This is a genomic window from Intrasporangium oryzae NRRL B-24470, from assembly GCF_000576595.1.
Taxonomy (GTDB): Bacteria; Actinomycetota; Actinomycetes; order Actinomycetales; family Dermatophilaceae; genus Intrasporangium_C; species Intrasporangium_C oryzae.
On sequence record NZ_AWSA01000139.1, the window covers coordinates 1 to 216 of the forward strand.

General features: G+C 43.1%; 1 rRNA gene. It reads right to left on the bottom strand.

The features are described from left to right. Positions 1-72 (bottom strand): 16S ribosomal RNA (locus tag N865_RS21410); the annotation flags it as partial. Positions 73-216: the final 144 nt, after the last annotated feature.

Here is a 216-nt window from a genome sequence, read left to right on the forward strand (position 1 = left end):
CTACCGCTCGACTTGCATGTGTTAAGCCTGCCGCCAGCGTTCAATCTGAGCCATGATCAAACTCTTCAATTAAAAGCTTGATTTGCTTCCACTCGAGAAGCGATGCTCAAAGATTTACTGCATGAATTTTACTTCAGTTAGTCACTCTTCAAGACTTGATATTTTTTTGCATCCGAAGATGCTGGATATCGTCTTGTGGAGTGCCCACACAGATTG